This window comes from Cryobacterium soli, assembly GCF_003611035.1.
GTDB lineage: Bacteria > Actinomycetota > Actinomycetes > Actinomycetales > Microbacteriaceae > Cryobacterium > Cryobacterium soli.
On record NZ_CP030033.1, the window covers coordinates 3,956,245 to 3,978,691 of the forward strand.

Genomic DNA, 22,447 nt, shown 5'->3' on the forward strand with positions numbered 1-22,447 from the left:
TCCGCCCAGGCCGACGCATCCGCTACTGCCAGTAGTTGCTCTGGTATGCCCAGATGATGACCGCCAGTTCGAGGGCGATCAGCACGTAGCCCACCCACAGGGCCGCGTAGGCGAACGCCCGGCCGCTGGCCCGGCCCTCGGCGATGCGCGCGAGCGTGACGTGCGCCAGGATCACCCCGATCACCGGCAAGATCAGAGCCAAGATAAAGCTCAGCACTGACAGCGCGCCGGTGGCGTCGGGGTCGGGGTCGACCGCCGCCGCCGCGGCGTTCTGCCGGATGCCCAGCCTCAGCAGGAAGACCATGCCGATGGCACCGGCGAGGATGACGATGATGGTGATCGGGTACACGCCCATCGTTCGTTCCTTTCCTCAGTGACCGGGGCCGCCCGCGCCTCACCGGGCGGTCAGCTGCCCGATCGTGGTGCCGTCGGCGGATTGCAAGGTCATCACCCCGGCCTGCACCCGGCCCTGGGCGGCTTGGCTCAGCCACTGGTCCACACCCTCGCAGGCCCGCAGCGTCTGCGCGCCTCCGGTGAAGCGGATGGCGTCGTCGTCGGCCTGCTCCCAGCTGCCGGTGAGTGCGTTGCAGCCGTCGTTGCCCGAGTAGGTGCCGTCGGCCTGAATCGACAGGAACGGCGCCGTGGGGGTGTTGGATTCGACCCAGTAACCGATCGGCAGCCCCTGCGGGCCCACGGTCGAATCGGTTGATCGCACCAGCGTGGTCTCGGTCGAGTCGAACGAGCTGTGGATGACGAGGGTGTCGCCGTCCACCTCCACCCGGGTGCCGCGGCTGACCGCCAACGGCAGCTGGGCTCCATCGCAGGCCATCATCGTCTGTGGACCCGACGTCGTGCTGAGGCTCCCGTCGGCTGCGAGCGTCCAGGTACCCTGCACCCGATTGCAGCCGTCAGAGGCGCTCCAGGTGTTGTCCTGCACGAACGACACGTAGGGCTGCTCAGGGCTGTCGAACGTGCGGTCGAGCACCCAGGTGCCCACGAGGGCGCCGGGCTGCACCGAGCCGGACTGTCCTGGGCTGGGTGACGACGACGGGCTGGGCGTGAGCACGGTGCATCCGGCCAGAACCAGGAGCACGGCCGCCGCGGTCAGCAGCTGTCGCACGGGGGAGTGCATGGCCATGGGATCACCTCTTCGACGTATGTGGACGGGCACAGCTCTCCGCCGCGGGTGCTGCCGAGGGCGGCGCTCGCCGCACAACGCAATCTAGTGCGACCCGCACGCCCAGGCAACGCACGTCGCCCGCGCGCGGGCCGAGGAGGTGTACGTTCACGTCGAGTCACCCTGATGCGTCACGGCCACGGAGGGAGCGGATGGTGGATGTCGAGGCCGGAGCACTGATCCTCGTGGCACTGCACGCCGTGATCGTGTTCATCGCCACGGTCTATCTCTCCGCCAACCGGCGGCCCTCCGCGGCCATCGCCTGGGTGCTGGCGATCATCTTCATCCCGTATCTGGGCGCTCTGGTCTTCCTGCTGATCGGGGTGGGCCGGTTGCCGCGCTCCCGGCGCCAAAAGCAGCGTGAAGTCAACGAGTTGATCCTGGCGCGCACCGATGGCCTCGACCAGGTCAGCCATCGCGATCAGTGGCCGGAGTGGCTGGGCTCCGCGGCCCGTCTCAACCGCAACCTCGGCGCCCTGCCGATGGTGGGCGGCAACCGCATCGAGCTGCTGCCCGACTACGAAGGGTCGATCGCCCGCATGGTGGCGGCCGTCGACGAGGCGACCGAGTTCGTGCACGTGCAGTTCTACATCCTGGTGCTCGACACCGTCACTCAGCCGTTCTTCGACGCCTTGGCCCGGGCTATCCAGCGCGGCGTCGCGGTGCACGTGCTCTCCGACTACCTGGCCTGCCTGATGCTGCCGCGCCGCAAGGAGACCATCGCCGCGTTCGCGGAGATGGGCGCCGAGTGGCGGGCACTGCTGCCGCTGCGGTTCTGGCGCGGCCAGTGGCGCCGCCCCGACATGCGCAACCACCGCAAGCTGCTCGTGGTGGACGGCCGGGTGGGCTTCACGGGCTCGCAGAACATGATCGACTCCACCTACCTCAAGCCCGGCAACCTCAAGCGCGGGCTGCACTGGCACGAGCTGATGATGCGGCTGGAGGGGCCGGCCGTGCGGGAGCTCAACGCGGTCTTCCTCGCCGACTGGTACAGCGAGACCGACGAGATGCTGCCCATCGACACCAGCCCGGTGGTGCTGCCCGCCGCCACCGACCTGCTCGACGCCCAGATGTTGCCGAGCGGACCGAGCTTCGACAATGACAACAACCTCAAGCTGTACGCCATGCTCATCCATAAGGCCGAACGCCGGGTGAGCATCACCAGCCCCTACTTCGTGCCCGAGGAGTCCACCATGTTGGCCATCGTCACGGCAGCGGCACGCGGGGTGCAGGTCGAGCTGTTCGCGTCGGCCATCGGCGATCAGGCGCTGGTGTACCACGCCCAGCGCTCCTACTACGAGGAGCTGCTGCGGGCGGGCGTGGCGATCTACCTGTACCGGGAGCCGACGGTGCTGCACGCCAAGCACTTCACCATCGACGACGACGTGTCGGTGGTGGGGTCGAGCAATATGGACATCCGCTCGTTCAGCTTGAACATGGAGGTGTCTGTGCTCGTGCACGGCGCCGAATTCGTGCAGCGGATGCGGGCGGTGCAGGATGAATACCGGGCCAACAGCCGCCGGGTCGAGCTGGCCGACTGGCTCGACCGGCCCACCGGCGCCAAGGTTTTCGACAACCTGGCCCGGCTGACCTCGTCGCTGCAATAAAGGCCGGTGAGGAGTGCGCATGACCGAGTGGGGGCAGCTGCTGCCGCTGGCGTTGACCATCGCGCTCAGCCCGCTGCCGCTGGCCGCCCTGCTCTTGATGCTGCTCGCGCCGGACGGGTTCAAGGCCGCGGCGGGGTTCAGTATCGGCTGGTTCCTCGGTGTGCTCTTCTCGGCCACTCTGTTGGCGCTGCTGTCGTCGCTGCTGCCGCACGACAGGTCGGCCGGAACCCGGTTGCTGCAGGTGGTGGTGCCGCTGCTGCTCGGCATCGCCCTGATCGTGCTGGGCATCGTGCAGTGGCACGACCGGCCCGAACGCGGCGCGGAGGTGCCGCTGCCGCGTTGGCTGATGGCGCTCGACCGGCTGAGCCCGGCCCGGGCCACCCTCATCGGCGTGGGTTATGCCGCGTTCCGGCCGAAGAATCTGGTGATGGCGGCGGCGGCCGGTGTGGTGATCCTCGGGGCGCATACCGATCCCACCGGGATCCTGCTCTCGGTGGGAGTGTTCACCGCGCTGGCCTCCATCACCATGCTCGGGCCCGTGCTCGCCTATGCGTTCGGCGGCGCCGCAGTGCGGGGCCGGCTGGTGCGGCTGCGCGAATGGCTGGTGCGCAACATGCCCGTGATCACGGTGTTCACGGTGCTGGTGCTGGGCGTGTTCCTGGTGCTCGCCGGCGCGGGCACGCTGCTCACTCAGATCCTGTCCTGAACACACCGCGCTCTGCTCCGAGAGAATGAGCGCCGCCGCGCTATCTGGGCTTTAGTCTGGCAAGGACCAGATGAGAAGAGAGATTCAATGACGTCAGCCGAGCAAAACAGCCGCCTCGCTACTCGCCGCACGGCCTCCGGCGAGTTCATCGAACGGTTGGAGCGCCCGGCGCTCGCCGTGGAGCTCGGTCTCGAACCGCATCCGGAGGGCGGCTGGTACCGGCGCACCTGGACGTCACCGGTTCCGGTGACGCTGACGGATGCCGACGGCTCCGAGCGCACCCGCCCGGCGGCCACGCTCATCCACTTCCTGCTGCCGGCGGGGGAGTCCTCCGCGTGGCACCGGGTCGCCTCCAGCGAGATCTGGATCTGGAACGGCCAGGGCGCCGTGGAGCTCGAATTGGGCGGCGACGGCGACGAGCCGGAAACGGACGAGACCGCCATCCTGGGTGGCCGACTGCTGCGCGGCGAACGCAGCCAGGTGATCATCCCCGAGAACGTCTGGCAGCGCACGATGCCGAGCGACGAGGACGCCCTGGTGAGCTGCGTCGTGTCGCCCGGCTTCGACTTCGCCGATTTCTCGATGGAGTGATCGCCAGGGATGCTGACCGGGCAGGTCAGCGCCCGAAGAGCCCCCGGTAGTACTCGTAGGTCCAGCCGACCAGCGCGATGACGGCGACGCCCGCGCCGATGAAGCAGAGCCAGAAGCCGACGGCGAGTCCGAGGAAGACCGTGGCGATGGAGGCGGCGAGGATGATCGGCCACCAGCTGAACGGGCTGAAGAACCCCATCTCCGGGTCGTCATCGTCGATGTTCGCCGTCATGATGTCCTGTGGCAGCTCACCGCCCTGGGCCTTGTGCACCCGACCGAGGTAGAACGCTATGAAAGCGGCCAGCACGCAGGTGAGTCCGAGCACGACCGTTCCCACCCACTCGACCGGTGCCCCGGGCGGCGCGATGGTTCCCGCGGAGACATGCTGCGCGTTGACGATGAGGTTCCACACCGTGTACGCGATGTCCGCCACCAGGAAGAAGCCCGCGAGTACCCAGAACAGCCTGATGTTGGCTCCCATGACCGTGAACTCCCTTCCGTCGGCGCGCGCCGCGGCCGATTGAGCGGCTCGCAGCGGGAGGCATTCCCGTCGCCGTCTGCAGGCAAAGTACACCGAGATGCCCGATTGGGTCCGGATTGTCACCTGTTGGCCCTCGGATAGTCCCGGTTCGGTCACCGGTGGGACGCAAATGACCGTAACTTAGATAGGTAGGCACGCTTCCGTCGAACCCGACGCGCAGCGAGCCCGCGCACACGAGAGGTTGAGTTGTGAACGAGGAATGCATCCACGGACTGGACGGGGAGCTCTGCGCCCTGTGTTTTCCACCCGCCGCCCCCGTCGCATCGACAGTTCCCGCCGTGCGTGCCCCGCGCGCCAGCCGCGCTCGCACGCCTGAGGCGCCCACGGCACTGCGCACCGTGGTCGCACCGATCACGACAGGCACCGCCAAGACCAAGCGCCACGACGACAACGTGGGCGAGCAGCGGATCTACCACCTCACCCACATCCGCAACCTGCCCGGCATCCTCGCCACCGGCCGGCTGCTGGCCGACGACAGTGAAGCCTGGGAAGAGCGCCCGGTCGTCGACATCTCGTCGCCCGAGAACCGCCAGGCCCGCCGCGAGGCCCTGGTCGCCGGACCAGACAGCCCCGCCGTCGCCGGTCACGTGCCGTTCTTCCTGTCGCCGAACGCCCTGGTCTGGGAGAACATCCGGGCCCAGTCGCTCGACCCCCGCCTCTCCGACGACGCGCACGACGCCGCGGCCTTCGACTTCGTGATCCTGGTCTCCACGGTCAAGAAGGTGCTCGACCAGCAGGTCGCCCTGGCGGCCGACCCCACGGTCACCCACTTCGCGGTGACGGATGGCGATGCCGCCTTCGCGAGCACCCGCTTCGGCGCCACAGCCGACAGCGCCGACCGCCTGCTGCGCACCCTCCGTGCCGACCTGGATTCCGACGCGATCCTCAAGGCGGAGCTGCTGGTTCCCGGCGAAGTGCCCTTCGGGCTGATCACCCTGATCGGTGTCGCCAACGACCGGGTGCGGGATGCGGTCAAGCCGATCCTCGCCGCGGCCAGCCACAAGCCCAAGGTCGCCGTCTACCCGCCGTGGTTCCACCCCACCGAAGAGCTCTAAGCCGAATCCTCGACCGCCCCCGCCGGGTTTCGACAGGCTCAACCACCGGTGCGGGGCCCCTGGCGCCGGTCGAGTTCGTCGAGACCCGGGTGAGTCGCCTGCGGGGCTAGACCACGCCGAGAGGCCGGTGCTCGCCGGCGGGCAGTTCCACGCGCAGCTCGTCGCCCGGTGCCACCGTGCCGTCCACGACGACGATGCCCATGATGCCGGCCTTGCGCAGGATCCGGCCCGACGCATCCGTGGTCTTCAGGGTCTTCTTGAGGCCCTGCTGAAACTTGTCGATCATCGAGCACGGGTCGCGCATGCCGGTGACCTCGACGACAGCGTCGGCGCCCAGGTGCAGACGTGTGCCGACCGGCAGGGCGAGCAGGTCGATGCCCGCCGTGGTGATGTTCTCGCCGAGTTGCCCGGCCGACACCGTGAAACCCGCGGCGAGAAGCTCGTCGAACAGTTCGGAGCGCACCAGGTGCACCTGGGTGAGGTTCGCCCTGGTCGGGTCGGTGCGAATCAGGTAGCGGTGCTGGGTGGTGGCTCCGGCATGCGAATCGCCCTCGATGCCGTACCCGGCCAGCAGGGTGATGCTCGGCACGACGGGCTTACTGAACCGGTGCTTGTCGTCCCGGCTCACGGCCACGACGGTTCCGGTCTGCTGCGCGCTCATGCCGCCATCCTGCCAGATCTGCTCTGCCCGGTCGGAGCGGACGCTAGTCCAGGGCTTCTACGGTGACGGCGCCGTTGGTGGTCTCCGCGGTGATCGACCGGCGGGACGTGCTGTCGGAGGGCACCGCATCGGTGTTCACAGCGCCGTTGGTGGTGCGGGCGGAGACCAGGTAGCTCACACCGTCCACAGGCACCCGCACGGTGACCGCACCGTTCGTGCTGGACGCATCCACCGAGTACGGCGCGTCGGCGAACTCCAGGGTGACCGATCCGTTGGTGGTGACGGCCGCCACGATCTTCGAGGTGGCGCCGCTCTGCCGGATGTCGCCGTTCGTGGTCTGCATGGTGACCCGGCCCACGGTGCCGTCGGTCTCGATGGCGCCGTTCGTGGTGCTGAGGTCCACACGTCCGGTCAGGGCGGATGCGGTGATGCGGCCATTCTGCCCCGTCACGGTCACCGGCAGCGACCGGGGAAGCTGCACGGCCACGGTGATGGCGCAGCGCGAGAAGATCTGCGGCCGGCAGCCGCCCCGCACCTCGGTCACGCCTCCGGTGGTCGTGACATCCAAGGTGGGCTTGTTGCCGAAGAAGGAGCCCGCCATGCGCACGTGAACCTGGTCGTCCGAACTGGGTTCGAGGCTGATCGCCGCGTTGGGCACCTGCACGCTCAGGCTCGTGCCCGCGTCCAGGTCGGCCCTGAGGTTGACCGGCCCGCTGCGTCCGGAGAGCGCGAAGACGAACGCTGCGACGAGTAGGCCCAGGCCCACAATGGGCAGCAGGATGTACAGCAGCGTGCGCCAGAGGGGAGTGGGTCGTTTGCCGCCCGGCGGCTCGGTGTCGGACATGGCGTGTCTCCCCAGGGTGACGGGCCGCCGCGACCGCCCGTCTGCAGGCCGGGGCGCGCGACGGACCTGATGCCGGGCACGGTAGCAGGCTTGCCGGTTGCCCGATACGCCGGGCCACCGTTGGGCTGCGTCAGTGGGGCAGCGGCTCAGCGCTTGGTGTTGTCCCGCTTGGTGATGTCGCGGGAGCGGTAGCGCAGTACGCGGGCGCGCACCGAGAAGATCCCGCCCAGAACGAGAGCGCCGATGGCCACGGGCAGCAGCGTCGACAGCATCGAGTTGGCCGTTGCGGCGTTGAAGATCAAGAGAGCCACGGCCAGACCGCTGCAGGCGAACGCCGCAACCGTGTAGGTGGTGAACGTCCAGGGTTTCACGGGGCAAGCATCCAATCTGGCAGTCGGCGTTCGGGCGCCGGGTGACTGTGGCGTTCGGGCGCCGAGGTGACTACACGGTACCAGCGCGCTCCCCGCCGGCGCGTCTGACTCGCTCGGCGGCTTTCCGGATGTGCGTGTTCGGCCCCGGCGAACGTAGGCTTATTGTCTAGTCACCATTCAGAGATAGGTCTGACGTGAAGGTCATCAGCTACAACCTCCGCAAGAACCGTGCCAGCGGGGAGCTCATCGCCCTGGTCGAACAGTACGACCCCGACCTGCTGTGTCTGCAGGAATGCGACACCCTCGACCTGCCGGCCGAGGTCGGCCTGCTGCACCTGGCGGACTCCACCACCCGCAACCGGCTCGGCCTGGCCGTCTACTACCGGCGGGACCGGTTCACCGCGCGGAAGACGCAGACTTTCGCGCTGAAGAAGTCGCTGCACGACAGGGTGCTCACCCCGGCGCACGAACGCCTGATCGGCACGCTCCTGTATGACATGGCTGCGGAACGCGAATTGGTCGTGGCGTCGTTCCACGCCGCCCCGCTCACCGCGCTCAACTCCCTGCGACGCAATCAGATCCGGTCGGCGCACGCCGAGCTCAATGTGCTCGGGCCCAACCTGCCGACCCTGATGGTGGGGGATTACAACTACCCCATCTTCAAGAAGCACCTCAGCAATGAGGTCAAGGAGTCCGGGTACGACCTCACCCTGAGCGACAGCCGCACCTACACGCGGTACAAGTTCTTCCGCGGCCACTTCGACCTCGCCACGTCGGTGGGCCTCACCATCGACAACGTCGAGACCCTGCCTCGCGGCACGTCCGACCACATGCCGATCATGGTCACGTCCTCCTACGGTGACGCGTCCGACGGCGACGCGATCCTACGTCCGGCTCAGACGGCCGGTTCCGATCTGGGCGAGTTCTCGATCTGACCGAATGGTCAGCGGCGTGCCCGCAGCAGGCCGGCGCGCTCGGGATGCTTGTCGAACCATTTGGCCACGTACCAGCAATCCGGTGAGACCGCCCGGTTGCTCGTGTTTTCGACGTCGTCCATGGCGAACGTCACGACCTGGCCGGCCAAGCCCTGGCCGCGTCGGGCCGGGTCGGTGAAGGTGTGGTTGAACGAGAGGATCTCGCCCTGGGCCACGTAGTCCGCCACTGCGGCCAGCTCGCCGTCGAGGTAGAGCGCGTAGCGGGAGGCATCCGGTTCGTGGGCGAGGACTGTGGTCACCGGTCAATCGTAAACCCGCCCGGCGCCCGCAACCGGCGGCCAGCGCGCGCTGCGGTGTCGGTGCCGTCGGGTAACCTGACCCCATCCAAGCAGCCGGAGGCTCAGCGTGTTCTTGCTCGATTCCACAGTGATCTTCAGCGCCAGTGACCTCGGCGCCGCCGCGGGTTGCGAGTGGGCCGTGATGCGCACCCTCGACGCCAAGCTCGGCCGGGTGGAGGCCGTGCCCGACGCGGGTGACGCCATGCTGCGCCGGGCCGGTTCCCTCGGCGACGAGCACGAGCTGCGCTACCTCGAGAAGCTGCGCGGCACCCGCCAGGTCGTCGAGTTCGCCCGGCCGTCGATGCGCGAGCTGCCACAGGCCGCCGCCCTCACCGCCGACGCGTTCCGGGCCGGCGCGGATGTGCTCTTCCAGGCCACCTTCTTCGACGGCCGGTTCGTGGGGTTCGCCGACTTCATCATGCGCACCGAGTCCGGCTCCTACGAGGTCTTCGACACCAAGCTGGCGCGCTCGGCCAAGATCACGGCGTTGCTGCAGGTGGCCGCGTACAGCGACCAGCTCGACAGGCTCGGCATCCCGACCGGGGAGAATGTGCACCTGCTCCTCGGCGACGGGCGCACGAGCACTCACCGGCTGCGTGACATCTTGCCGGTCTACCGCAAGCGCCGCGCCCGGCTCGAACGCGTCATCGACGAGAGGGTCGCCGACCCCGAGCCCACGGCGTGGGGCGACCCGCGCTATGCCGCCTGCGGGCGTTGTGCGGCGTGCGCCCTCGAGGTCGAGGCCCATCGCGATGTGCTCCTCGTCGCCGGGATGCGGCTCACCCAGCGGCGACACCTGCTCGAAGCCGGCATCGATACCGTCGAGCAGCTCGCCGCGAGCCGCGGCCCGGTCGACGGGCTCGTCGAGGCCACGGTCGACGCGCTCCGGGCGCAGGCGCGGCTGCAGCTGGTCTCCCGGCAACTCGCCAGCGGCGCGGCCGGTCACGCCGACGCCCCGGCCTTCGAGGTGTACAACCCGGTGGCGCTCGGCGCGCTGCCCCAACCGGATGCCGGCGACATCTTCTTCGACTTCGAGGGCGACCCGCTCTACAGCGAGGCGGCCGTCGGCGACGACACCGTGGAGTGGGGCCTTGACTACCTGTTCGGACTCATCGAGCAGGACGGCACCTTCCGGGCGTTCTGGGCGCACGACTACGCCGAGGAACGCCAGGCCCTGATCGACTTCCTCGCCTACGTGGCCGCGCGCCGTGCCGCGCATCCGAACCTGCACATCTACCACTACGCCGCCTACGAACGCACCCACCTGCTGTCCCTCGCTGCCCGGCACGGCGTGGGTGAAGACGCGGTCGACGACCTGCTGCGCGCCAACGTGCTCGTGGATCTCTACCCGGTCGTCAAGAAGAGCCTGCGGGTGGGCTCGCACAGCTACTCGATCAAGAAGCTCGAGCCGCTGTACATGGGCGACGACCACCGCGCGGGCGTCGACAACGCTGCGGACTCGATCACTGAATACGCCGACTCCCGCGCCCTGTTCCGCGACGGCGACCTCGCCGCGGCCCAGGCCAAACTCGATGCCATCGCCGACTACAACGAGTACGACTGCCTCTCCACCCTGCGGCTGCGCGACTGGCTTCTGGCCCGGGCCGACGAGGCGGGAGTGCCCCGCGCGGCGTCCCGCGACCTCGAGCTCGACATCCCGGTGCGGGAGCCCAGCCCGGTCTACCTGGCGTTGGCGGCGCAGGTGGCGGATGCGCCGCCCGGCGACCGCACGCCCGACCAGACCGCGATCGCCCTGGCCGGCGCCGCCATCGACTATCACCGCCGCGAGGGCAAGAAGTTCTGGCAGGAGCACTTCGACAGGCTGCGGAACCCCGCCGACGAGTGGTCGGCCACCCGCGACGTGCTGATCGTGCAGCACGCCACAGTCGACCGCGACTGGGCCCTGGTGGGCCGGGACCGCAACCTCTCCCGGGTGCTGCGCATCGAGGGCGAGGCCGCGCCGGGCAGCTCGCTCAAGCTCGGCCAGCGGCCGTTCCTGCTCTACGACGCGCCCTACCCGCCGCTCGCACAGACCGGCGAGCCCGGCTCCCGGGTGGCCCACGAACGAACCGAGATCACCGGCCTCGTCGACGAGGCCACCGGTGAGGAGGTGCTCTACGTCACCGAGAAGCTCGGCCGCGGCGGAGAGCCCTACGACCAGCTGCCCATGGCGCTCGCGCCGGCCACGCCGCCGCCGCCGGGCACGCAGGTACCTGCGATCGCCGAATGGGGCCGGCAGGTGCTCGACGCGTTGCCGGCGATGCTGCCGGATGCGGCGCTGGACATCCTGCGTCGGGTTCCGCCGCGGCGCCGTGCCGGTGAGGCGCTTCCCGACGCGGGCGGGGATATCACCGCGGCCATCCGTGACAGCCTGCTCAGCATCGACCGCTCCTACCTGGCGGTGCAGGGCCCGCCCGGCACCGGCAAGACCTACACAGGCTCCCGGGTCATCGCAGAACTCGTGCGCGACCACGGCTGGAAGATCGGCGTGGTGGCTCAGTCGCACGCGACCGTGGAGAACATGCTCTCCGCCGTCCTCAAGGCGGGCCTGGCGGCCGGGCACGTGGGCAAGAAGGCCAAGTCAGGGGAGGAAGCCCGGGACACCGGGTGGACGGCCCTGTCGCCCAGCCGGTTCGCCGAGTTCACCGGGCAGGCCGGCGGGTTCGTGCTCGGGGGCACGGCCTGGGACTTCAGCAACGCCCAGCGCATCGAACCGGGCTCGCTCGACCTCCTCGTGATCGACGAGGCCGGCCAGTTCTCGCTCGCCAGCACCATCGCCTCCGCCGTCGCGGCCCGGCGCCTGCTGCTGCTCGGCGACCCGCAGCAGCTGCCGCAGGTGAGCCAGGGCTCGCACCCCGAACCTGTCGACGTCTCGGCGCTCGGCTGGCTCACCGACGGCCACGACGTGCTGCCGAGCGAGTTCGGCTACTTCCTCGCCAAGAGCTGGCGTATGCATCCGGCCGTGTGCGCGCCGGTGTCGCGACTCTCCTACGAGGGCAAACTGGAATCCCGGGCCGCCGACCGGCACCTCGACGGCGTCCCGCCCGGCCTGCATCCGCTGCCCGTGCCGCACACCCTCAACTCCACCTCGTCGCCGGAGGAGGCCGACGCCGTGGTCGAACTCATCCGCTCGCTGCTGGGTCGCGCCTGGACCGTCGGCGGGGTGAGCACCCCGCTCGGGCAGGGGGATCTCATCGTGGTGGCGCCCTACAACGCCCAGGTCGAGGTGATCCGCGAACGGCTCGCCCTTGCCGGATGCCACGACGTCAGCGTGGGCACGGTCGACAAGTTCCAGGGCCGCGAGGCCGCGGTGGCGATAGTGTCGCTCGCCGCGTCCAGCGCCGAAGAGGTGCCGCGGGGGCTGGAGTTCCTGCTCCTGGCCAACCGGCTCAACGTGGCCATCTCGCGGGCCCAGTGGGCGGCGTACCTGCTCTACTCGCCCGCGCTCACGGACGCCCTGCCGCACAACGCCGGCACGCTGGCGCAGCTGAGTGCCTTCATCGAGCTTGTCGAGGGCTGATATCCCCGCCGGAGCACCTCAGCGCCCCAGCTCCTGGGCGAAACGGGGCGGCAACACCACGTTGTCGCTCGCGCCGGCGAAGAATGGTGCGACCTCGGCGGGAGTGTAGCCGGCGATGCCGCAGCCGATCTCGGTCACGAGAAACCTGAACTCCGGATGCTGCGCGGCGAAGTCCACGAATCCGGCCACCTCGGCCTGCAGAATGGCCAACCCGCTCATCGAGTTGATGGCGTAGGACTGTCCGTGCAGGCCGTGGCCCTGACCCCAGACCGCACCGAATCGTTCGTGCGCCATCGCGGCCGCCCCGGCGGCGTGCATCCCCGCCGCGTTCGACCCGAAGACGAAGACCTCGCCGGGCGCCAGCTGGGTGATGCGCACGATCAGGCTCCTTCGGGTGCCCCGGAGTTGAGGCGGTTGGTGGGGTCGAGCTTCTGCAGTAACTGGTTGGAGATGGCGTTGAGCTGGGCCACCTGTTCGTCGGTGAGCGGGTCGATGACGTTCTCGCGCACCGTGCGGATGTGCCCGGGTGCGGCCTCCTGCACGACGGCCCAGCCGTCAGCGGTGAGTGAGGCATTCGTGGCCCGGCGGTCGGTCGGGCAGGGGCTACGCTGCACCAGGCCGCGCTCTTCGAGGCGGCGCACCACGTGGGAGAGCCGGGGGAGGCTGGAGTTGGTCATCGACGAGAGCCCGGTCATCCTCAGTGTGCGGTTGGGCGCCTCGGAGAGCATGGCGAGCACGTAGTACTCGAAGTGGCTGAGGTCGGAGTCGCGCTGCAACTGGGAGTCCAGCAGGCCGGGGACGAGTTCCACTACGGCCACAAAACGCATCCAGGCCTGCAATTGAGCCTGGTTGAGTCCCTGCACGGTGTCTGTCTCGTTCGTGTCCATGACTCCAGCTTAGCCAATGTCCGCACTGTTTGGTTGACGCGACAAGTAATCTGCGGTACATTACTTGTATCAACAACTAATGAATCGCCGGAAGGCGAGAAGGAGTACGTCATGACGAGCGTCAGCATCATCGGAGCAGGCAACATGGGCACGGCCATCGCAGCGATCGCGGCCACGGGAGGCGCAACCGTGCAGCTTCTCGCTCAGGACGCCGAGAAGACCGCCGCAGCCGCGGCGACCGCCGGGTCCACCGTCGTGTCGGGCGTGGCGGGCGACACCCTCACCGGCGACATCGTCGTTCTCGCACTGCCCTACCCGGCCGTGGCCGGGGTGCTCGCCCAGTACGCGGGCCAGCTCGACGGCAAGATCGTCGTGGACATCACCAACCCGCTCGACTTCGCCACCTTCGACTCGCTCGTCGTGCCGGCCGACGGCTCGGCCGCCCAGGTGATCGCCGAGACCATTCCCGGCGCCCGCGTGCTCAAGGCGTTCAACACAACCTTCGCCGCGACCCTGGCCACCGGCTCCGTCGGCGGTGCCGTGCCCACCACGGTTCTGATCGCCGGCGACGACGCATCCGCCAAGGAAGCCCTGATCGGCGTGATCACCGCCGGTGGCGTGGCCGCGGTCGACGCCGGAGCCCTCAAGCGCGCCCGTGAGCTCGAGGCCCTCGGCTTCCTGCAACTCACCCTCGCCGCCGGAGGCGCCATCAACTGGACCGGCGGCTTCGCCCTGGTCAAGTAACCCTCCGCACCTTCGCGAACTCCTCGAGGGGGGATTAGGGCTCGAGGAGGCCCCGGATGTCGTCGGCCGTGAGCGACTGCGCGAAGACGGCGTCGTCGTCGAGCACGGCCTGCACGAGCTTGGCCTTGCTGTCTTTGAGCGCCATCACCTTCTCCTCGATGGTGTCGGCGGCCACGAGCCGGTACACCATGACGCTCTTGGTCTGGCCGATCCGGTGGGTGCGGTCGATGGCCTGGGACTCGCTGGCCGGGTTCCACCAGGGGTCGAGCAGGAACACGTAGTCTGCCTCGGTGAGGTTGAGGCCGAACCCGCCGGCCTTGAGGCTGATCAGGAACACCGGGGCATCCCCGGTCTTGAACTCCTCGATGACGGCGGGTCGGTCCGTGGTGCCGCCGTCGAGATAGCTGTAGCGGATGCCGCGCTTCTCCAGCCGCGCCGCGGCCAGGGTCAGGTATGAGGTGAACTGGCTGAAGATGAGCGCCCGGTGGCCCTCGGCGACCACCTCGTCGAGTTGCTCGAACAGCGCGTCGAGCTTGCTCGATGGCACGTCGGCGTACTCGTCGTCGACCAGCGACGCATCCAGGCTCAGCATGCGAAGCAGTGTGATCGACCTGAAGACGATGAACCGGTTGGCCTCCAGGTCCTCCATCAGCCCGAGCAGCTTCTGGCGTTCCCGCTGCAGGAAGGTGTCGTAGATTTCCCGGTGGCGCGGGTCGAGCTCCACCCGCAGCACCTGCTCCTGCTTGGCTGGCAGGTCGCGGGCGACGACATCCTTGGTGCGCCGCAGCATGAGCGGGCGGATGCGGCGCCGCAGCCGCTCGATCAGCTCGCCCTGGGAGCGCACCTTGCGCTCGGCCGGGCGCAGGTACTCCTCGGTGAACCGGCGGGCCGAGGGGAACAGGCCAGGGGCGACGATGGAGAACAGCGCCCAGAGCTCGAGCAGGTTGTTCTCCATGGGTGTGCCCGTCACGGCCAGCTTGAACGGCACGTCGAGGTCGCGGGCAGCGCGGTGCAGCTGGGAGGTGCGGTTCTTCACGAACTGCGCCTCGTCGAGGATCAGCCCCGCCCAGCCGTGCGCCTGGTACGCCCGGGCATCGAGCCGGAACAGGGCGTACGAGGTGACGAGCACGTCCAGGCCCTCGGCTTGCTCGGCCAGGGGGAGCCCGCTGGTGGCCTGGGTGCTCGACACCGACCCGACCCGCAGGTTCGGGGTGAACCGGGCGGCCTCGGTGAGCCAGTTGGACACGACCGAGGTGGGCGCCACGATGAGGAACGGGCGCTGCGGCGCGGAGTGTGCGGTTACTGGGGCACCCGCCTCGGGGCCCACCGAATGCTGCACGGCATGACTGAGCAGCGCGAGGGCCTGCAGGGTCTTGCCGAGTCCCATGTCGTCGGCCAGGATGCCGCCGAGGCCGTGCTCCCAGAGGAACGCGAGCCACTCGAATCCGGCCACCTGGTAGGGGCGCAGGGTGGCGTTCAACCCGGCGGGCAGGGGAATGGCGCCGGGTAGCGCCGCCGCACCCTCCGCATCCGTGTCGGCGCGCTCGAGGCTCAGTAGCCCGCCAACGGCGGCTCGCCAGGAGACGGCCTGTTCGGTCTCGTCGGCGAGATCCTCGAAGTCCGACCACAGACTGGCCTGGTGCCGGTTGATCCGGAGGCCCGTCTCCCACTCCTGCAGTGCCCTGGCCTCGTCGATGAGGTCGCGCAAGCGGTCGAACACGGGCTGGGTGAGCGAGAGGTAGCTGTTGTCGACCAGCAGCAGTTTCTTGCGGCCCGTGGCCAGGGCCCGGAAGATGGGGTCGAACGGGATGCTGCGGCCGTCGATCTTCACGAGCACGCCGAGGTCGAACCAGTCGCGTTTCTCGGTCTCCACAGTGGTCACTATCAGCTGCGGGGTGGCGGTGAGCTCGCGGTAGTCCGGCTTGGCGCCGACCAGGTCCACGCGCAGCCCGGCCACCTCGCCGAGTCGGGGGAGCGCTTTGTCGGTGTACTCCGCGGCGGGCAGGCCGGTCAGCGTCACGGTGGGGGCGTCCGGGTCGGCCGGCACCGGCAGGCCGGGAACGGCGTCGGCCACACGGCCCAGCAGTTCGGTCTCGGCTTCTTCGTCACGGTCGCCCTGCCACTGCCAGTCCAGCCGCACGGCCTGCTTGGGCTCGAAACTCACGGTGTGCACGAGCACGGGCGGCGGCGGGGGCGGGAACTCGATGGAGGCATCCGTGCTCGTCACCGGCACGCCGCGGCGGAGCGTCGGGTAGTACTCGCGCAGGAACTCGTCGATCTCGCCCGCCGGCACGACCAGGTCCAAGGCCCCGGCGCTTCCCAGCAGGGTGCGCTGTTCTGCATTGAGCGGGGCCGCGCTGGGTGCCAGCACGATGGCCGGGTCGGTGCCGAGCGAGAACGCGTAGACGCCGTGGTCGCCGATGCTGCCCGCGTCGCCCAAGGGATACGCCCCGCCGTCGATGGTGAGCACGGGGGAGAGGGTCAGGGCCGCGGGGGTCAGCGCGGCGTCGAGGTGCACCGTCGCCGTAGTGCCCACGGTGACCTGGGCGTCTTTGTGGCTGCCGGCCAGAGCGATGCCCAGCCGCGCCGCCTCCGCGAGCAGGTGCCAGAGCAGCGGGCTCTCGAACTCGTCGAGGTAGAGCCACTCGGTGTCCTGGCCGTTGTAGACCGGCTTGTCGACCCGGTGCAGCGGCACGAACTGGCAGAACCAGCGGTGCTGCTCCACGTTGAGGTTGAGCCGATTGAGCTGGTAGCCCACGTTGCTCCACGTGATGGTGGACTTGACCCATTTGCCCGAGTCGCTGCGCAGCACCGGACGCACGCCGAGCCGGTAGGCGCCGGCCCGGCGGCGGGTGGCGGAGGCGCGCACTGCGGTGGCGCCGCGCCAGCGGTCGGCGCTGCGGGGAGTCTGTTCCCGCAGCTCAAAGAGCAGGCCCATGGTCGTGCGGGCGTCGGGGGAGTCAGCGACCGTGTCGGGCGTCGGCGCGTCCGCGGGCAGCCCGCCGCTGAGGGCCGCGACGGCCGCCTTCCAATCGGATGCGTCGGCCGCCCGGCGGGTGGGATCGAGAGGCGGCGGCATGGCTCCATGTTCTCACGCAGCCGCCGACATCCCGGGCGCTGCCCTGCCGGGCCCGGCCCGTCGGGGCCGTAACGTCCGCTCAGGCGAGGGGCAGGACGATCCGGGTCTGCCAGGTGGCGGGATCCGGGTCGACATCGGGTCCGGTGAGGTATTCCTCCCACATGTCGGCTCCCGTCTTCAGGTCGTGCTCGCGCAGCCAGACGGCGATCTCGTCGTAGGTGCGAGTCATCCCGTCGTAGGGTCCGGTGTAGATGCTCGTCACGGCCTCGCCGACCGGCAGCTCCGTGACCACGACGTTGCCGGTGCCGTGAGCGGCACCGGCCACCGGAAACCCGGCGGTCACATCGACGGTGTCGGTGGGCATGCCGTGATACAGCGCGAGCGGCGGGCCTGCCGGGGCGAGGCCCTGCTCGGCGAGCTCGGCGGCGGAGGTCTCGAAGGCTCGCATGAAATAGTCGGTGAGGTCGGCCATCTTGACCCTCTCGTGCAGCCCCAGCATGGTGCGCGGTTCAAGTTCGACGCGGTCGATCTGCATGATCTGCTCCTCTGCTTGGCGCTCACTCTATTCCGCCCGGCCCGGGCGGGATAGGAGGTCAGCGGCCGGCGGGAACGTCGATCGCGAGCACCGCGCGGTCATCGAGCCAGCGCTCCAGGTGGCTGGCGGAGACCGGGCGCGACACGAAGTAGCCCTGTGCCATGTCGCAGTCGAAGTGCGCCAACTGGTCGAGTACCTCCGCGCTCTCCACGCCCTCGGCCACGATGCGCATGCCGAGGCTGTGGCCCAGGTGGATGGAGGACGCCACTAGCGCGGAGGCCCGATCATCATCGAGCATCGGGATGACGAAGGACTGGTCGAGCTTGAGCTCGTCGATGGGCAGGTCGCGCAGATAGGCCAGCGAACTGTAGCCGGTGCCGAAGTCGTCAACCGCGATGAGCACGCCCGCGCTGCGCAGCCGCATCAGGATGTTCCGCGCCCGGTCACGGTCCACCAACAGGAATTCCTCGGTCACCTCGAGCATGAGCGCTGAGCCGGGCAGTCCCCTGGCCGCGAGCATCCGGGTGACCACCCCGACGAGTTGGTAGTCGGCGAGGGAGCGGGAGGACAGGTTCACCGCCACGGTCAGCTCGCGTCCCTGTGCCTGCCAGATCGCGGCCTGGTCGAGCGCGAGCTCGAGGACCACCCGGGTGAGGGTGCGCATGAGGCCGCCGTTCTCGGCGACGTCGAGGAAATCGGCGGGATAGAGAAGGCCGCGGGTGGGGTGGTTCCAGCGCACGAGCGCCTCGACGCCGGGCACGGTGTCGCTGGCCAGGTCCACCTTGGGCTGGTAGTGCAGCACTAACTGGTCGTCGGTCAGGGCCATGCGCAGCTCGTGCAGTGTGCGCAGCCGGGCCCCGTCGTGGCTGTCGTCACCGGCGGAGTAGATGCGCTGGCCCATCCGCGCGGCCTTGGCCGAGTACATGGCCATGTCTGCCTTGCGCAGCAGTCCGCTGAGGTCGGATCCGTGCTCGGGGGAGAGCGCGATGCCGATGCTCAGGCCGAGCTCAAGGCTGAGACCGTCGATCACGATGGGGCGGGCGGTGACCGCCCGCAGGCGGCGGGCCATCGCCGTGGCGCGCATCTGGTCTGCATGGTGCAGGTGCACGGCGAATTCGTCGCCGCCGAGCCGCGCGAGCAGGTCGCCGGCCTGCAGGGCTCCCGTGAGACGGGCGCTGATGCGTTCGATCAGGCGGTCGCCGGCTTCGTGGCCGAGGCTGTCGTTGACCTCCTTGAACCTGTCCAGGTCGAGCACCAGGAGGGCGCTGGGGCGTGCGTCGACGGCGCGGAGGCGGGTGGCGACATCCATGGCCAGAGCCCGGCGGTTGGGCAGGCCGGTGAGCTCGTCGGTGCGGGAAAGGGAGTGCAGGAGACGTTGCCGGGAGGCCAGCGGGACGGCGGCGAGGGCCAGTGCGCTGCCGGCCAGGCTCACGGCCAGGACGGAGACGTCGGTCTGGCTGGCGACGAGGAGCACGGCCAGACCGGCGGCGGTGGCCACGAGCGGAGCCGCGATGGCGGTGGCGGCGTAGGCCGATCCATCGGATGCGGCGGTGACCGTTGTCCGGTCTGGGCGGGTGCGGGTGGTCACCAGCACCCAGATCGTGATGAGGGCGAAGCCGACGGCCCAGGCGCCGTTCAGAGCGGTGCCGATCAGAACGGGGTCGAACTGCACTCGCCGGGCGTAGAACACATCGGCGGTGGCGAAGAGCAGCAGCCCGGCCACCAGGAGCAGACCCGACCTGCCCAGCACCCGCACCGGTGTGGCCGCGATGCCGGCCAGTGCGGCGATGAGCAGAAGGTCCAGAATCGGGAAGGCGATGCTGAGCAGGATGGGCGCCGAGAGCGGCCTGCCGCTCGCGGCATCCAGGGCTGGACTGAGCAGGACGGCCAGCACCGAGGCGGCCCCCAGGGCGCCCACGGCACTGGTCAGCAGCACCGGCCACGCCTGTTTCCGCAGCGACCGGTGCGCGAGTACCGCGACGACGCCCAGCATCAGGAGGTAGAAGCCTAGGTAGGCGCTGTCGGCGAGCGTCGGCAACACGTCACCGGCGGACGCCTCGGGGAGCAGACGGTAGGCGGTGTCGCCCGCGGCCAGTGCCGTCACCGCTGCGGCGGCGAGAACGACGTCTGGGCGCCTGGCTGTGCCGCGGTACACGGCCAGCCAGACGAGGGTGACGGCTGCCCAGTCGCTGAGCAGCGCCATCCAGCCGTCGACGACGACGTTGAAACCGTCACCGTGCAGTGCCAGGCCGATGAGGTTGGCAATGAGCACCAGGGCGATACCGTGCAGCACGACCAGGTCGATGCGCGACAGGGCGGGGCGCCGTCCGGCGGTCAGCAACGCGAGCTTCACACCAACGCTCCCCTCGGCACAGTCTCCGTCGCGTCAGGTGAGCTGCTGGAAGCCCCCGCCAATCCAGCTGCGCTGGGCGATCAGCTCACCTTACTGGCAAGCTGACCGCCCTCAACCAGGGTCGATAGGCCCGGCGTGAACACGAATGCGCCGGTTGCTTAGGCCTCGGTGATCCCGTCGGCACTGAGAGAGGCCAGCTCGCCCTCCCCGGACGGGTGCGCGCCTGCCGCATCGACGATCCAGGCGTAGTCGAACGCCCGCTCACGCCAGCCGGCGTAGCGGCCGGACACTCCACCGTGGCCGGCCGACATCTCGGTCTTGAGCAGGGCGTCCGCCCCCACTTCACGCAGCCGGGCGACCCACTTGGCCGGTTCGACGTAGAGCACCCGGGTGTCGTTGAGGCTGGTGACGGCGAGGATGCGCGGATAGTGCGTCTGGTGCACGTTCTCCAGCGGAGAGTACGACTTCATATAGGAGTACACCTCGGCGTCGTGCAGGGGGTCGCCCCATTCGTCCCACTCGATCACGGTGAGCGGCAGGCTGGGGTCGAGGATCGAGGTCAACGGGTCGACGAACGGCACGCCGGCCAGGATGCCGGAGAAGAGGGCAGGGGCCAGGTTGGCCACGGCGCCCATCAGCAGGCCGCCGGCGCTGCGTCCCTCGGCGACGAGCCGGTCGGGCGAGGTGTACCCGCAATCGATGAGGTGCTCGGCGCAGGCGATGAAGTCGGTGAACGAGTTGCGCTTTCGGTGGGTCTTGCCGCTCTCGTACCAGGCGCGGCCGAGCTCGCCGCCGCCGCGCACGTGGGCGACGGCGAAGACCATGCCACGGTCGAGCAGGCTGAGCCTGGCGATGCTGAACGACGGGTCGATGCTGATCTCGTAGGAGCCGTAGCCGTAGAGCAGGGTGGGCGCCGGGGTGCCGGGGGCCACGAGGTCGGTGCGGTAGACGATCGAGATGGGCACCCGGGTGCCGTCGGCGGCCACGGCCCATTCGCGCCGCTGCTCGAACAGGCTGGGGTCGTAGTGGCCGAGCACCGGCTGCTGCTTGAGCAGGCGCAGCTCGCCCGTGGCGACGACGTAGTCATACACCGTGGACGGGGTGACGAAGCTTGTGTAGCCCAGCCGGATGGTGGGCTGGTTCCACTCCGGGTTGCTGCCGATGCCCACCGAATAGAGTGCCTCGTCGAAGGTCAGCTCGGTGAGTCCGCCCCCGCGCTTGGTGGCGTAGGCAACCTGGGTGAGGCCGTCCTTGCGGTACTCCACGACCACGAAGTCCCGGAAAGCGTCGACGCTCTCGAGGCGGATACGGTCGTTGTGCGCCAGCACCACGCGCTTGTCGCCCCGGGGGTCGCCGGCGGCCACGCTGACGAGCTCGAAGTTCACGGCGTTGTCGTTGTGCACGATCAGGAGCCGGTCCTCGCCGTCGATGACGGCGTGCTCCACGTCGTACTCGACGTCGTCGCGGCGCGGCCACACCACGGTGAACTCTCCGGTGGGGTCAGCGGCGTCGAGCAGGTGGGTCTCGCTGGTGACGCTGGACCCCGCCTCGATCATGAGATAGCGGTTGCTGCGGGAGCGGCCCACGCCCACCCAGAAGCGCTCGTCGGGCTCGGTGAAGACCGTCACATCGGTGTCGGCCGGGGTGCCGACCTCGTGCCGCCAGACGGTGTCGGGGCGCCAGGCGTCGTCGACCGTGGTGTAAAAGACGTAGCGGCCGGTGGGGTCGAAGAGTGCGCCGGAGCTGGTGTTGGGGATCTCGTCGGCGAGGTTCTCCCCGGTGGCGATGGTGCGGATGCGCACGGTGTAGCGCTCGTCACCCTCGACATCGACCGCGTAGAGCAGCGCGGTGCCGTCGTCGCTCACGTCGAATGAGCCCAGCGAGTAGAACTCGTGGTCGGCGGCCTCGGCGTTGTCGTCGAGCAACACCTGCTCGCCGGGCAGACCGGGGGTCTGGGCCGCCTGGTCGGTCGCTGCGCCGGCACCGGCGGGGCCGGCGACAGGCCCGATCACCGGGGGAGTCCAGTCGTCAGGGCCGCTGATGGGCGCGCGGCAATGGATGCCGTACTCCATGCCCTCGACCGAGCGGGTGTAGTGCCACCACTGCCCGCGGCGCACGGGCACGCTGAGATCGGTCTCCTGGGTGCGGTCCTTGATCTCCTCGAAGATCTGCTCCTGCAGCAGCTCCAGGTGGGCGGTGCGGGCATCCGTGTAGGCGTTCTCCGCCTCGAGGTGGGCGATCACCTCGGGGGCCTCCTTGTCGCGCAGCCACTCATAGTTGTCGACGTACACATCGTTGTGGTGGATGCGCCGGGTTGGCTTCTGGGCGGCGAGGGGAGGAAGGTTCATTCCTTCAGCGTAGCCATCCGGTGTGGGCATGTCCCGTGTGCCGCGGTAGGTCGTGTGCTCTGAGGTGGTGGCCCCCTTCGGGGGGTACGTGTGGTCGGCCTGTGCTGCGGGGTGAGCCGTAGGGTGAAGCTGAGGCAACACCGGCAAGGGGGCAA

20 protein-coding genes are annotated in these 22,447 nt (G+C 69.3%); 7 read left to right on the plus strand and 13 right to left on the minus strand.

The window, feature by feature from the left end:
• Positions 1 to 22: 22 nt before the first annotated feature.
• Both DOE79_RS18395 and DOE79_RS18400 read right to left on the minus strand, forming a co-directional pair.
• Positions 23 to 355 (minus strand): DUF4190 domain-containing protein, encoded by a 333-nt coding sequence (locus tag DOE79_RS18395; protein WP_120339741.1) that lies wholly within the window; start codon positions 353 to 355, stop codon positions 23 to 25.
• A 39-nt stretch (positions 356 to 394) separates the two neighbouring features.
• Positions 395 to 1,138: an META domain-containing protein gene (locus DOE79_RS18400; protein WP_120339742.1), complete on the minus strand. Its 744-nt coding sequence runs from the start codon at positions 1,136 to 1,138 to the stop codon at positions 395 to 397.
• A gap of 191 nt (positions 1,139 to 1,329) precedes the next feature.
• Between DOE79_RS18400 and cls the strand changes: the two genes are divergently transcribed.
• The 3 genes from cls to DOE79_RS18415 all read left to right on the plus strand — a co-directional run bounded on the left by cls (position 1,330) and on the right by DOE79_RS18415 (position 4,081).
• Positions 1,330 to 2,784, plus strand: coding sequence for a cardiolipin synthase (gene cls / locus DOE79_RS18405; protein ID WP_120339743.1), 1,455 nt, complete (start codon positions 1,330 to 1,332; stop codon positions 2,782 to 2,784).
• 19 nt (positions 2,785 to 2,803) lie between these two features.
• A complete protein-coding gene (locus DOE79_RS18410) occupies positions 2,804 to 3,490 on the plus strand; it encodes a GAP family protein (RefSeq protein WP_120339744.1) in 687 nt (228 codons plus the stop codon).
• A gap of 87 nt (positions 3,491 to 3,577) precedes the next feature.
• Positions 3,578 to 4,081, plus strand: coding sequence for a cupin domain-containing protein (locus DOE79_RS18415; RefSeq protein ID WP_120339745.1), 504 nt, complete (start codon positions 3,578 to 3,580; stop codon positions 4,079 to 4,081).
• Between the two features lie 25 nt (positions 4,082 to 4,106).
• On the opposite strand, the gene DOE79_RS18420 is transcribed toward DOE79_RS18415, so the two are convergent.
• Positions 4,107 to 4,562, minus strand: coding sequence for a cytochrome c oxidase subunit 4 (locus DOE79_RS18420; protein WP_120339746.1), 456 nt, complete (start codon positions 4,560 to 4,562; stop codon positions 4,107 to 4,109).
• A gap of 338 nt (positions 4,563 to 4,900) precedes the next feature.
• Between DOE79_RS18420 and DOE79_RS18425 the strand changes: the two genes are divergently transcribed.
• Complete coding sequence (locus tag DOE79_RS18425; protein ID WP_162942847.1) at positions 4,901 to 5,677, plus strand: DarT ssDNA thymidine ADP-ribosyltransferase family protein; 777 nt, start codon at positions 4,901 to 4,903, stop codon at positions 5,675 to 5,677.
• Positions 5,678 to 5,783: 106 nt separating this feature from the next.
• Here DOE79_RS18425 and DOE79_RS18430 read toward each other — a convergent pair whose 3' ends face one another.
• The 3 genes from DOE79_RS18430 to DOE79_RS18440 form a co-directional block, all read right to left on the minus strand.
• The gene (locus tag DOE79_RS18430) at positions 5,784 to 6,338 is read right to left on the minus strand and encodes an MOSC domain-containing protein (protein WP_120339748.1); all 555 of its coding nucleotides are present in this window, start codon (positions 6,336 to 6,338) and stop codon (positions 5,784 to 5,786) included.
• A gap of 43 nt (positions 6,339 to 6,381) precedes the next feature.
• Positions 6,382 to 7,182 carry a DUF4097 family beta strand repeat-containing protein gene (locus DOE79_RS18435; protein ID WP_120339749.1) on the minus strand — a complete coding sequence of 267 codons (801 nt, stop codon included), beginning with the start codon at positions 7,180 to 7,182 and terminating at the stop codon, positions 6,382 to 6,384.
• Between the two features lie 146 nt (positions 7,183 to 7,328).
• A complete protein-coding gene (locus tag DOE79_RS18440) occupies positions 7,329 to 7,553 on the minus strand; it encodes a hypothetical protein (RefSeq protein WP_120339750.1) in 225 nt (74 codons plus the stop codon).
• 194 nt (positions 7,554 to 7,747) lie between these two features.
• Here DOE79_RS18440 and DOE79_RS18445 point away from each other — a divergent pair, with 194 nt between their 5' ends.
• Positions 7,748 to 8,488, plus strand: coding sequence for an endonuclease/exonuclease/phosphatase family protein (locus DOE79_RS18445; protein ID WP_120339751.1), 741 nt, complete (start codon positions 7,748 to 7,750; stop codon positions 8,486 to 8,488).
• A gap of 8 nt (positions 8,489 to 8,496) precedes the next feature.
• Here the strand turns inward: DOE79_RS18445 and DOE79_RS18450 are convergent, their stop codons facing one another.
• Positions 8,497 to 8,787, minus strand: coding sequence for a GNAT family N-acetyltransferase (locus DOE79_RS18450; RefSeq protein ID WP_120339752.1), 291 nt, complete (start codon positions 8,785 to 8,787; stop codon positions 8,497 to 8,499).
• 106 nt (positions 8,788 to 8,893) lie between these two features.
• On the opposite strand from DOE79_RS18450, the gene DOE79_RS18455 reads away from it, so the two are divergent.
• Positions 8,894 to 12,346, plus strand: coding sequence for a TM0106 family RecB-like putative nuclease (locus tag DOE79_RS18455; RefSeq protein WP_120339753.1), 3,453 nt, complete (start codon positions 8,894 to 8,896; stop codon positions 12,344 to 12,346).
• Between the two features lie 18 nt (positions 12,347 to 12,364).
• Here DOE79_RS18455 and DOE79_RS18460 read toward each other — a convergent pair whose 3' ends face one another.
• Together DOE79_RS18460 and DOE79_RS18465 are read right to left on the minus strand one after the other, a co-directional pair.
• A complete protein-coding gene (locus DOE79_RS18460) occupies positions 12,365 to 12,724 on the minus strand; it encodes an A1S_2505 family phage non-structural protein (RefSeq protein WP_120339754.1) in 360 nt (119 codons plus the stop codon).
• A 2-nt stretch (positions 12,725 to 12,726) separates the two neighbouring features.
• A complete protein-coding gene (locus DOE79_RS18465) occupies positions 12,727 to 13,233 on the minus strand; it encodes a MarR family winged helix-turn-helix transcriptional regulator (RefSeq protein ID WP_120339755.1) in 507 nt (168 codons plus the stop codon).
• Between the two features lie 111 nt (positions 13,234 to 13,344).
• Between DOE79_RS18465 and DOE79_RS18470 the strand changes: the two genes are divergently transcribed.
• Positions 13,345 to 13,977, plus strand: coding sequence for an NADPH-dependent F420 reductase (locus tag DOE79_RS18470; RefSeq protein WP_120339756.1), 633 nt, complete (start codon positions 13,345 to 13,347; stop codon positions 13,975 to 13,977).
• Between the two features lie 34 nt (positions 13,978 to 14,011).
• Here the strand turns inward: DOE79_RS18470 and DOE79_RS18475 are convergent, their stop codons facing one another.
• From DOE79_RS18475 to DOE79_RS18490, 4 genes are all read right to left on the minus strand, one after another.
• Positions 14,012 to 17,056 (minus strand): DEAD/DEAH box helicase, encoded by a 3,045-nt coding sequence (locus DOE79_RS18475; RefSeq protein ID WP_120339757.1) that lies wholly within the window; start codon positions 17,054 to 17,056, stop codon positions 14,012 to 14,014.
• Between the two features lie 79 nt (positions 17,057 to 17,135).
• Positions 17,136 to 17,591 carry a GyrI-like domain-containing protein gene (locus DOE79_RS18480; RefSeq protein WP_120339758.1) on the minus strand — a complete coding sequence of 152 codons (456 nt, stop codon included), beginning with the start codon at positions 17,589 to 17,591 and terminating at the stop codon, positions 17,136 to 17,138.
• Between the two features lie 58 nt (positions 17,592 to 17,649).
• On the minus strand, positions 17,650 to 19,944 hold the full coding sequence (locus tag DOE79_RS18485; RefSeq protein ID WP_120339759.1) for a putative bifunctional diguanylate cyclase/phosphodiesterase: 2,295 nt from the start codon (positions 19,942 to 19,944) through the stop codon (positions 17,650 to 17,652).
• Between the two features lie 158 nt (positions 19,945 to 20,102).
• A complete protein-coding gene (locus DOE79_RS18490) occupies positions 20,103 to 22,292 on the minus strand; it encodes a S9 family peptidase (protein ID WP_120339760.1) in 2,190 nt (729 codons plus the stop codon).
• Positions 22,293 to 22,447 lie beyond the last annotated feature (155 nt).

Excerpts from the sequence above, each read along its gene's own strand:
- DOE79_RS18395 (WP_120339741.1), bottom strand. The coding sequence starts at position 355 with ATGGGCGTGTACCCGATCACCATCATCGTCATCCTCGCCGGTGCCATC.
- DOE79_RS18400 (WP_120339742.1), bottom strand. The coding sequence starts at position 1,138 with ATGGCCATGCACTCCCCCGTGCGACAGCTGCTGACCGCGGCGGCCGTG.
- cls (WP_120339743.1), top strand. The coding sequence starts at position 1,330 with ATGGTGGATGTCGAGGCCGGAGCACTGATCCTCGTGGCACTGCACGCC.
- DOE79_RS18410 (WP_120339744.1), top strand. The coding sequence starts at position 2,804 with ATGACCGAGTGGGGGCAGCTGCTGCCGCTGGCGTTGACCATCGCGCTC.
- DOE79_RS18415 (WP_120339745.1), top strand. The coding sequence starts at position 3,578 with ATGACGTCAGCCGAGCAAAACAGCCGCCTCGCTACTCGCCGCACGGCC.
- DOE79_RS18420 (WP_120339746.1), bottom strand. The coding sequence starts at position 4,562 with ATGGGAGCCAACATCAGGCTGTTCTGGGTACTCGCGGGCTTCTTCCTG.
- DOE79_RS18430 (WP_120339748.1), bottom strand. The coding sequence starts at position 6,338 with ATGAGCGCGCAGCAGACCGGAACCGTCGTGGCCGTGAGCCGGGACGAC.
- DOE79_RS18435 (WP_120339749.1), bottom strand. The coding sequence starts at position 7,182 with ATGTCCGACACCGAGCCGCCGGGCGGCAAACGACCCACTCCCCTCTGG.
- DOE79_RS18465 (WP_120339755.1), bottom strand. The coding sequence starts at position 13,233 with ATGGACACGAACGAGACAGACACCGTGCAGGGACTCAACCAGGCTCAA.
- DOE79_RS18470 (WP_120339756.1), top strand. The coding sequence starts at position 13,345 with ATGACGAGCGTCAGCATCATCGGAGCAGGCAACATGGGCACGGCCATC.
- DOE79_RS18475 (WP_120339757.1), bottom strand. The coding sequence starts at position 17,056 with ATGCCGCCGCCTCTCGATCCCACCCGCCGGGCGGCCGACGCATCCGAT.
- DOE79_RS18480 (WP_120339758.1), bottom strand. The coding sequence starts at position 17,591 with ATGCAGATCGACCGCGTCGAACTTGAACCGCGCACCATGCTGGGGCTG.
- DOE79_RS18490 (WP_120339760.1), bottom strand. The coding sequence starts at position 22,292 with ATGAACCTTCCTCCCCTCGCCGCCCAGAAGCCAACCCGGCGCATCCAC.